The organism is Arthrospira sp. PCC 8006, from assembly GCF_046480465.1.
Classification (GTDB): Bacteria; Cyanobacteriota; Cyanobacteriia; order Cyanobacteriales; family Microcoleaceae; genus Limnospira; species Limnospira platensis.
Window position 1 is genome coordinate 1 of record NZ_PKGG01000211.1, and the last position, 9,211, is coordinate 9,211.

Sequence of the window (9,211 nt, forward strand, 5' to 3'; positions counted from 1 at the left end):
CGAGGAGAGATGTCGTCATCCCAAAGTTGAGCCATTTGAGCGGAGGTTTTGTCGCCATGCTCTTGGGCAAAAGCCTGGAATTTTTGCCAGTCGGTAATTTGGTGGCTATGACCAGGTCGGTGATTAGGTTTAGGGAGGAAGTCTCCGGTCTGTGCTTTTCTTTGCAGCCAGAGATTGATAGTGTTCCGGCTGACATGGAAAACTTGACTGGCTTCTGTTTTGGGCATACCGTCTAGTTCAATTGCATCAATAACTTTTTGTCTGAGGTCGTAACTATAGGGGGCTGGCATTTTTGGTCTTCTTAGTCATCTCGTCCTCTCCATTATACGTCCTAATTTTCCTGTCTGGTGCTATATTTCACCAAGGGCGAAAGTCCCACTAGGAGGTTATTTCAGGCATTGCAGCCTTATTTTGACTCCTAAACGTCTCGCACTTAATATATACTATACAATACCATGAGACCAAAAATATTTTGAGGGAAAATGGATCAAGCTATACCGCCAGAATTAGAATTCAGTAATCCTCTTGGTTGTCTCCCATGTCCTGATAGTCCGCTGTCTCTGGATTCTGCTTTTTATGTGGAGCGTCCCCCCATCGAAATTAGAGCCTATCAGCAAATAACCCAACCTGGTAGTGTTATGCGAATTAAAGCACCCCGAAAAATGGGAAAAAGTTCGTTAATGCTAAGGTTGATTAACCACGCCAACAGTTTAGGATATAGTACCGTCTTAATTGACTTTCACCAAGCGGATTTAGGGATTTTTGAAAGTTCGACCAAATTTTTTCGTTGGTTATGTAGTAATGTCACCAGACAGTTAGGAATAGCCTATAATATTAATGATTATTGGGATGAAGACATCGGCGACAAAGTGAGCTGCACGATGTATTTTGAAGAATACTTAATTCCCCAAATTAACGGACCTTTTTTATTGGTTTTTAATGAGGTTAATTTGCTGTTTGAGTATCCCAAAATCTTCATGAACTTTCTGCCATTATTGCGATTTTGGCATGAGAAATCTGCACATTCAACAATTTGGCAGAAATTGCGCCTGGTTTTGGTTCATTCCACAGAAGTTTATGTTTCTTTAGGGATTAATCAATCTCCCTTTAATGTAGGTGTATTGATTGATTTACCTGAGTTTACGCATCAGCAAGTGGGAGAACTAGCCGACAAATACCAACTCACTTTAACCGAAAATCAGTTACACAAATTAACCTGCTTGGTCGGTGGACATCCCTATTTAATTCATCTAGCTTTTCATTATTTATATGATCATCAAACAAAATTTGATGATTTTTTTCATCGAGCTTCTACCGATGCAGGTATTTATAAAAATTATCTGAAAAGATTCTGGATATTAATTCAAAAAAAGCCACAATTAGTGGAAATTATGCAGCAGTTAATCGCCGCCAAAAAAGCCTTAAAAATTGAGCCAATATCAGCCTATTACTTAGAGAGTATAGGGATAATTAAAAGCCTAAATAATCATTATCTTTTGGCTTGTGATTTGTATCGTGTTTACTTTAGCTATAAACCGATATTCCCCCAAGTGCCTAGTTCTATTTATATAGAACAATTGGAACGTGATAACCAATATTTATCAAATTTAGTTTATGTTGATGAACTCACTAAGGTGGCTAATCGCTCACAATTCCAGAAGGCTTTTAAAATGGAATGGGAATGTATGGCTATCAAACATAATCCCCTGGCATTAATTGTCTGCGATATAGATTACTTTAAACTATATAACGATACTTTTGGTCATCTAGCCGGAGACGTATGTTTACAAAAAGTAGCCCAAGCTATTCAACATAATTTACAACGTCCCAATGATTTATTAGCTAGATATGGTGGAGAAGAGTTTGTGGTGCTTCTACCCCAAACTGATGGGAAGGGAGCCATGTTTGTGGCGGCAAAAATTTGCCTCGCGGTCAAAGAATTAGCTATAGCTTCTGGAGTGCCTAAATCTGTAGATTCTCAGCATCCGGTAGTAACGATAAGTATAGGAATTGCCAGCATAATTCCTAGCAGTGATTATCATCCAGAGACCCTGTTTATGGCAGCAGATCAAGCACTGTATGAATCCAAAAAAGCTGGACGCGATCGCTATACTATGAGTTCAGAATTTAACTTTAAATACTAAACCGATACCCATGAAATTCCCAGAAATTGGCATCAGGTTCGAGATCGGGTAAAATTGTACTGAGGGGGGTTAAGCCAGTATCATCCCCCAGTCTGAGTCAGAAACAGCCGTAACAGTCATCTGTTGGCGCAAAGGTGCTTGAGATAGTGGCTAGACCAGGATAACAGTAGGCTAGACCCATAGCAGCATCAGCAAGAATCGATTAATATAAGCTAAATTAGCAGAAAGGGAAATCAAGTAGTCAATCCTTTTGAAAATATACAGAGGATTTTGAATATGTGTATTTGTGTTAACTGTTACTATGTCGATCGCTGTATCACCTACCACGCGGTAGAAACCCAGCATCAGGAACGCCATGTTAGCGAAAATCCCACCTTTGACCCCGTTGAACCCAGCATCAACGTTAATATTCGCACCACAGAAGATAGTATCGAGATGGAATGGGATGTAGTTGGCTGTGAGAGCTTTAAACAAGAAACCGGAAAATGGTCAAAATTGCGACCGGGAGAGCCTATCCCCACCTAATCACCAGCGGACAGCCATTAACAATTGGGGGTCAATCGTCACCCCCATCTTTAATTTTTTTTAACATCCTCAGATTATGAGTTACTGTTTTAATCCCCACTGTCCCAATCCCGAAAAACCAGGTGAGGGGGAGTTGTGCCAACACTGTGGCGCTTCTGTGAAACTATCGCCGCCAATGGCGGGGTCAGCCAATAGCCGTTATACTGCGCTGGAACTCCTGGGACAAGGGGGATTCGGTCGCACATTTTTAGCGGTTGATCAACTGACAACCCACCATCCCCAAGTCGCCATTAAACAGTTTTTTCCCCAGGGAAATAATGCCAAGGGAGCGGCGGAGTTATTTCGTCAGGAAGCGCAGCAACTGGAGATTTTAGGGGAACATCCCCAAATCCCTAACCGGGTGGCTTATTTTGAGTCGGAACCCTATCAATATTTGGTTCAAGAGTTTATTGAGGGTAATAACCTGGCTCAAGAATTGATGCTCAAGGGTCCGTTTACGGAAAATCAAATTTATCAGGTTCTGGATGAATTGTTACCTGTGTTACAGTTTATTCACAGCCATAAGGTGATTCATCGAGATATTAAACCGGAAAATATTATCCGTCGCCACCGTAGCAGTAAAGGCTCAGAAAATACCTTGGTTTTGGTGGATTTCGGGGCGGCTAAATTGGTGACAGGGGGGCTATTACCTAAAACCGGGACTCTGATTGGTTCGGCTGCTTATACCGCCCCAGAACAGTTGATGGGAAAGGCTGTCTTTGCTAGTGATATTTATAGTTTGGGGGTAACTTGTATTCATTTGTTGACGGGTGTTACCCCTTTTGATTTGTTTGATGGTCATGAGGGTAATTGGGGCTGGCGTAGCTATTTAAAAAGTCCTGTTAGTGACGAATTAGGTGATATTTTAGATAGAATGTTGGCGGGGGCGACTAGCAAGCGTTTTCATTCGGCGGCGGCGTTACTGCTCAAGTTGCACCCTACTCCTAAATATATTGAGGCTATGCCGGGTTTCCAGCCGGAACCGGAAACTGGTTTTGTGGCGATCGCCACTAATCAAACCCCGATTAAACAGCCAATAAAACCTAGTAAACTCCCCCAGTCAGAACCACAAATCACTGAGGTTCTGCAAAAGGCTCTCAAATTCTATCAAGTTAAGGTGCAAGTTAATCGGATTAGTAAATCCAAGTTAACTATTGTGATTAATCGTGCCGCCCAACAACAGGTTGATTATCCCCAAATAGCTAAGGCGATCGCCTCTGAATTAACCCAATTAAACCTCAATAATATTGTCCGGGTTAAGTTATTAGGCAGAGTCCAAAATCGAGGGGTTCCTGAATGGCAAATGGTACTCAAATTAGACCCCAAAGCTAGACGCAAAAATCAGCGCCTGCGGTTTAAGCAATATTGCCATAACTTGATTAGCAGTGAACATTGGCGCAAAATAATCCACAGTAAACAGTTCTGGATGGATACATTAACTATGGCTATGGTCGCCTATATTTTTAGCAATAACTTGATAGTTTTTACGCCATTTGTAGCACTGCTAATTTCTCCAATGTTTATCATTTTTAAAAACTGGATAAAACCATATCATGACGTGGACGAAAACCAAGTTTTTGCCATAGTTGTCGGGTTATTCTTGGTGCTGGAGTTGCTGCAATTAAGATGGGTTCGTAACGACCTTTTTGGTATCATTATCGCTGGGATGTTTGTATCTATGCCACTGTTTTCCAACCGGAATAATTAATAATTGATAATTAATCCTGCCCAAAGGCGTTGATTAACTTCCGGAAAGGGAGTGGGCGATCGCCTCGCCCATAACTTTGATGCGCGCCCCTAGTTGTCAGCACGAGATGACAAAATTTGCTGAATTTCCTCCAATGGTAAACCCAACATTTCGGCGATCCGGATCGCGCTATTTCCCAAATTTGCCAAACGCACAACAATATTTATCCTTTCCTGTTGCAGCCCTTCTTGGCAACCGTCGGCAAATGCTTCTTGATAGAATCGGGTTTATTTTAAATCGGTGAGCCTAACATTTGGGCAATCTCCTCGCGACTTATTTGGGGTAGTTTGTAAATAACTATAGTTTCGATGATATCAATGATATCCCGTTGAATGGATTCTGGGGGGAGGTTTTGTTCGGCTTGCTCGATCAGGTTTATGGCTGATGCGATCGCCTCCGATGATGTTGGGTTTCACGCTCGTTGCACCCAACCTACGGACAGTTACTGAGGTGGTCGGGAGAAATACTCCGTCGAGGCGGAAGGCTAGTTGTTTGACTTCTACAGAGGTGAATTGGTAGCGATCGCTTTCTTCGGGTGGGCGGTTCAGCAGTTCAAAGAAGCTGCGGGGGTACTGTTGGAAAATATTGAAAATTGATGTGGGGTGGCAATGGGTTACACACAACCCACGGAAAGCTAGTTGGGTTTCACTGCCCTACTACGCAAAGCTGTGGATGTTGGGTTTCACGCTCGTTGCACCCAACCTACGGACAGTTACTCAGCAGCGGATATCCACCTTAAAAAGAACTGCCATCACCTATCAGAATTAAAGGCGACCAATAAAAGGGATGTATGGCTTGTTGGGCGAAGGTTAATTTCGCCTGCCGTAAGGCCTCAACTTTCGTCATTTCCTGGTTGACATTCTCATAAAATTGTGTCATAATTAAGAGGGTTTTGTTGTCCTCGGCATTCCATAAACTGGCAATCACGGCATCGGCTCCCGCCCGTTCAAATAAGTAGGCGATCGCTGCAAATTCGCGGCCGTCTGATTCGGCTTCCATGGCGGTTTCACAAGCACTTAAAACCACCAAGTTAGTTTGGTTTAATCCCAACAAAGCGGCATCAGCAATATTGAAGGTTTCACCATTAGCAAATAATATGTTATTTGCCTCTAAATTTAGCCCCGGACATCCTTGCCTTTGAAAGCAGCCGTGGRTCGCCAAATGCAGGATATTAAACCGGGCMGAATCGTTATAAAAACGGTGGCGGGTGGCTTGTTCCCGCAGCCAATATTCCCCTGRTAAAATTTCGGTAACTTGGCGGGCTTCCTGTTCGGCTCCCGGAAGTKCTTGGGAGGTGGGGGTGGKGTTGCCAAAGGCTAAAACATTGGTGGATAATCGGGGGTTATTTGGGATATTGCGGGTGGCGGAAATGCGGGTGAGGTAGTGGATGGGGTATTTTTCAAGGAGGTATTGTTCGCTTTGATTATCATAGAGGGTTTCAAAGGGAATATAACGGAGTTTTCCGGTGGCAATGATGGCGATTTGTTGGGGAGAATAGGCAGCAATATCCGCCTCGACGGGACGAATGAGATAATCATACAGTAGTTCTTGATTGCCAGCGTAGTTGTCGGAGTTTGGGTTTTGGAGTTKGGCGCGATATTCGGTGAGGATGGCATCAAATTCGGTGGGGTTAATGGGAATGGTGCGGACGAGGGTGGCTTGGTCGCGGCTGACTAAAAAAATGCCGATTTTATCCTGGACGATATTAATATTAGTTAACAAAACGGGTTGAATCACTAGGGTTCCGGGGGCGATATTTGCCCGGAGAGTTTGGATGTCTTGGGGGGTGGTTTCAAAGAGTTCGGCAACTTGGGGATATTGGCGGGAGATATCCTCGGCTAGTTGGCTATTTTGGGCTTGTAATTGGTTGATTTGTTGAGAGAGTTGGGGTGTCCAGTCCTGGTCAACTTGGGCGTAAAGGAATTGTAGGCGTTGATGGTTTTGATTCCATTGGTCAATGAGTTTTTGGGCTTCTGGGTCGCCAACTTGGGCATCGATAAGGCGGGTATAGTCGGCGAGGTCGAAGGTGGTGGCGAGGTTATACCATTTAAAGGCTTGGTCGGGTTGGTTTTGGTCAATGAGAAGGTCTACAAGGGCGACGGGTGTTCCTCGGTTACTTTCTTGGAATGTTTGGCGGTTTTCCTGTTGCAAACCTGCACGCATTTCTAGGGTAATTTGTACGGATTTTTCCCAGTTTTCGATGGCGGTCTGGGGTTGATTGATTTCGCGGTAAAGTAAACCCATGTTACTGAGAGTAGTGGCTTCCCCGGCGCGATCGCGCACTTCCCGCCTAATGGGTAATGCTTGCTGGAAGTATGTTAAGGCTTCCTGGGGTTTACCTATTTGGCGGTAAACTACACCGATATTATTGAGAGTAGTGGCTTCCCAGGTGCGCTCATTAACTTCTTGAAAGAGTCTAACAGCTTGATGATAGAAGTTTAAGGCTGCCTGGGGTTCACCGATCCGATTATAGTTGAAACCCAGAAAAAGATTTGCGAATGCTTCCCCTTCTCGATTTTGGATACTTTGGGCAATAGCTAGGGCTTGTTTAAGGGTTTCTATGGCTTGTAAAGGTTGCCCTTGCTGAGTTTGCTGTAATCCCAAATCAATCAGTTGTTGCAATTGTGCCGCCTGAGTCTGGGAGGTTTGGGCATAACTGCGCTGTGCCAGAATTGGCAATATGGCGGGAGTCGCCAATAGCATTGTTACTCCCAATAAACCACCCATCATTAATCTTTTCATGGCATCACCTATTATTAATTGAAAATTGATGTTGGGTTTCACGCTCGTTGCACCCAACCTACGGGAAGCTGCTAAATCAATCAGTTGTTGCAATTGTGCCGCCTGAGTCTGGGAGGTTTGGGCATAACTGCGCTGTGCCAGAATTGGCAATATGGCGGGAGTCGCCAATAGCATTGTTACTCCCAATAAACCACCCATCATTAATCTTTTCATGGCATCACCTATTATTAATTGAAAATTGATGTTGGGTTTCACGCTCGTTGCACCCAACCTACGGGAAGCTGCTAAATCAATCAGTTGTTGCAATTGTGCCGCCTGAGTCTGGGAGGTTTGGGCATAACTGCGCTGTGCCAGAATTGGCAATATCGCGGGAGTCCCCACTAGCATCGACACTCCCAATAGAGAACCAATTATTAATCTTTTCATGGCATCACCTAATATTAATTGAAAATTGATGTTGGGTTTCACGCTCGTTGCACCCAACCTACGGGAAGCTGAAAAGTGTTAGTTGGGTTGCACTGCCCTACACTACGCAAAGCTGTGGATGTTGGGTTTCACGCTCGTTGCACCCAACCTACGGGAAGCTGGAAAGTGTTAGTTGGGTTGCACTGCGTTGCACTCTGCACCCAACCTACGGGAAAGCTATTCCAAAGGGGATAGCAATTTCGCCGTGATAATTAACTCGGAATTCTGGGGGGCGAATTCTATGGCAGTCACCACATAACGACTATAAATTATGTTCCTCATTCCCCTGGGAATGCCCGGTTGATCATCTACTGCGATAACGGCTTCTGGTACGATCGCCAAAAAGCCTTTATCCGCATCTTGCCAAACTAATCCATCCACCCGCACCCGGAAGCGTCGGGGGTTTCCGCCTGTGTTCTCATGGTCGCCGCGAATCACTATCCGACCGTCGGAAGTCGGCCACCAAATATCCCCCCGAAATTGCACGCGGGAAACATTGGCGATCGCTTCTTGAGCGCGACTGTCACCTCGTGTTACAATGAGATATTGAGAGTTAATTTCAACCAGTTGACCGGAGCGTTGACCGCCATTAACCAAACTCACCGCCGCCGAGGTCGGCAAGGAAATCGGAATCGGTTGATTTTGGGCTTGGTTTTGGGCTACCAGCACGGGGAGGGCGATCGCTCGTGGAATGTCAGCGGTGGGTACTGTCAGACCAGCCAGCACTAGGAAAATCATCAGTTGAGGGGTTTTCATGGCAGGTGTGAGATAGGATATAAACTAATACTAACATCTTCACGCTCGCTCCACCCTTTTTCGGAAACTTCGCACAATTTCACCACACCCACACCATCCCATCATTAACGTATTGAAAGTTATGGGCGATCGCCTCGCCCATAACTTTGATGCGCGCTCCTAGTTGTCAGCACGAGATGACAAAATTTGCTGAATTTCCTCTAATGGTAAACCCAACATTTCGGCGATCGCTTCCGCGCTATTTCCCAAATTTGCCAAACGCACAACAATATTTATCCTTTCCTGTTGGAGACCTTCTTGCACCCCTTCTTGGCGACCTTCTTGGCGACCTTCTTGGCGACCGTCGGCAAATGCTTCTTGATAGAATCGGGTTTGTTTTAAATCGGTGAGTCCTAACATGGATAATTGATAATTGATAATTGATAGTTAAGGCTGCCCAAAGCAGTTCATTAACGTATTGAAAGTTATGGGCGATCGCCTCGCCCATAACTTTGATGCGCGCTCCTAGTTGTCAGCACGAGATGACAAAATTTGCTGAATTTCCTCCAATGGTAAACCCAACATTTCGGCGATCGCTTCCGCACTATTTCCCAAATTTGCCAAACGCACAACAATATTTATCCTTTCCTGTTGGAGACCTTGKYGGAGACCTTCTTGCACCCCTTCTTGGCGACCTTCTTGGCGACCTTCTTGGCGACCTTCTTGGCGACCTTCTTGGCGACCTTCTTGGCGACCGTCGGCAAATGCTTCTTGATAGAATCGGGTTTGTTTTAAATCGGTGAGTCCTAACATT

7 protein-coding genes and 2 pseudogenes are annotated in these 9,211 nt (G+C 44.7%); 3 read left to right on the forward strand and 6 right to left on the reverse strand.

All coding sequences use genetic code 11. The annotated features are described in order from the left end of the window. On the reverse strand, positions 1 to 290 hold a 290-nt coding region (locus tag B9T16_RS22315; protein WP_410245804.1), incomplete at its 3' end, for an IS630 transposase-related protein. A 192-nt stretch (positions 291 to 482) separates the two neighbouring features. Here B9T16_RS22315 and B9T16_RS22320 point away from each other — a divergent pair. From B9T16_RS22320 to B9T16_RS22330, 3 genes are all read left to right on the forward strand, one after another. Beyond that, positions 483 to 2,144, forward strand: coding sequence for an AAA-like domain-containing protein (locus B9T16_RS22320; RefSeq protein ID WP_410245805.1), 1,662 nt, complete (start codon positions 483 to 485; stop codon positions 2,142 to 2,144). A 276-nt stretch (positions 2,145 to 2,420) separates the two neighbouring features. Continuing rightward, entirely contained in the window at positions 2,421 to 2,669 is a 249-nt protein-coding gene (locus B9T16_RS22325) for a Ycf34 family protein (protein WP_006616402.1), read from the forward strand. Positions 2,670 to 2,745: 76 nt separating this feature from the next. After that, positions 2,746 to 4,416: a protein kinase domain-containing protein gene (locus B9T16_RS22330; protein WP_410245806.1), complete on the forward strand. Its 1,671-nt coding sequence runs from the start codon at positions 2,746 to 2,748 to the stop codon at positions 4,414 to 4,416. Between the two features lie 89 nt (positions 4,417 to 4,505). Here B9T16_RS22330 and B9T16_RS22335 read toward each other — a convergent pair. The 5 genes and pseudogenes from B9T16_RS22335 to B9T16_RS22355 form a co-directional block, all read right to left on the reverse strand. Then, positions 4,506 to 5,048 (reverse strand): annotated as a pseudogene (locus B9T16_RS22335) (DUF2887 domain-containing protein). A 142-nt stretch (positions 5,049 to 5,190) separates the two neighbouring features. Continuing rightward, positions 5,191 to 7,623: a CHAT domain-containing protein gene (locus B9T16_RS22340; RefSeq protein ID WP_410245807.1), complete on the reverse strand. Its 2,433-nt coding sequence runs from the start codon at positions 7,621 to 7,623 to the stop codon at positions 5,191 to 5,193. A gap of 216 nt (positions 7,624 to 7,839) precedes the next feature. Continuing rightward, a complete protein-coding gene (locus B9T16_RS22345; RefSeq protein ID WP_410245808.1) occupies positions 7,840 to 8,418 on the reverse strand; it encodes a hypothetical protein in 579 nt (192 codons plus the stop codon). A gap of 159 nt (positions 8,419 to 8,577) precedes the next feature. Next, positions 8,578 to 8,817: a hypothetical protein gene (locus B9T16_RS22350; RefSeq protein WP_410245809.1), complete on the reverse strand. Its 240-nt coding sequence runs from the start codon at positions 8,815 to 8,817 to the stop codon at positions 8,578 to 8,580. Between the two features lie 105 nt (positions 8,818 to 8,922). Further along, positions 8,923 to 9,211: pseudogene (locus B9T16_RS22355) on the reverse strand (flagellar assembly protein H); the annotation flags it as partial.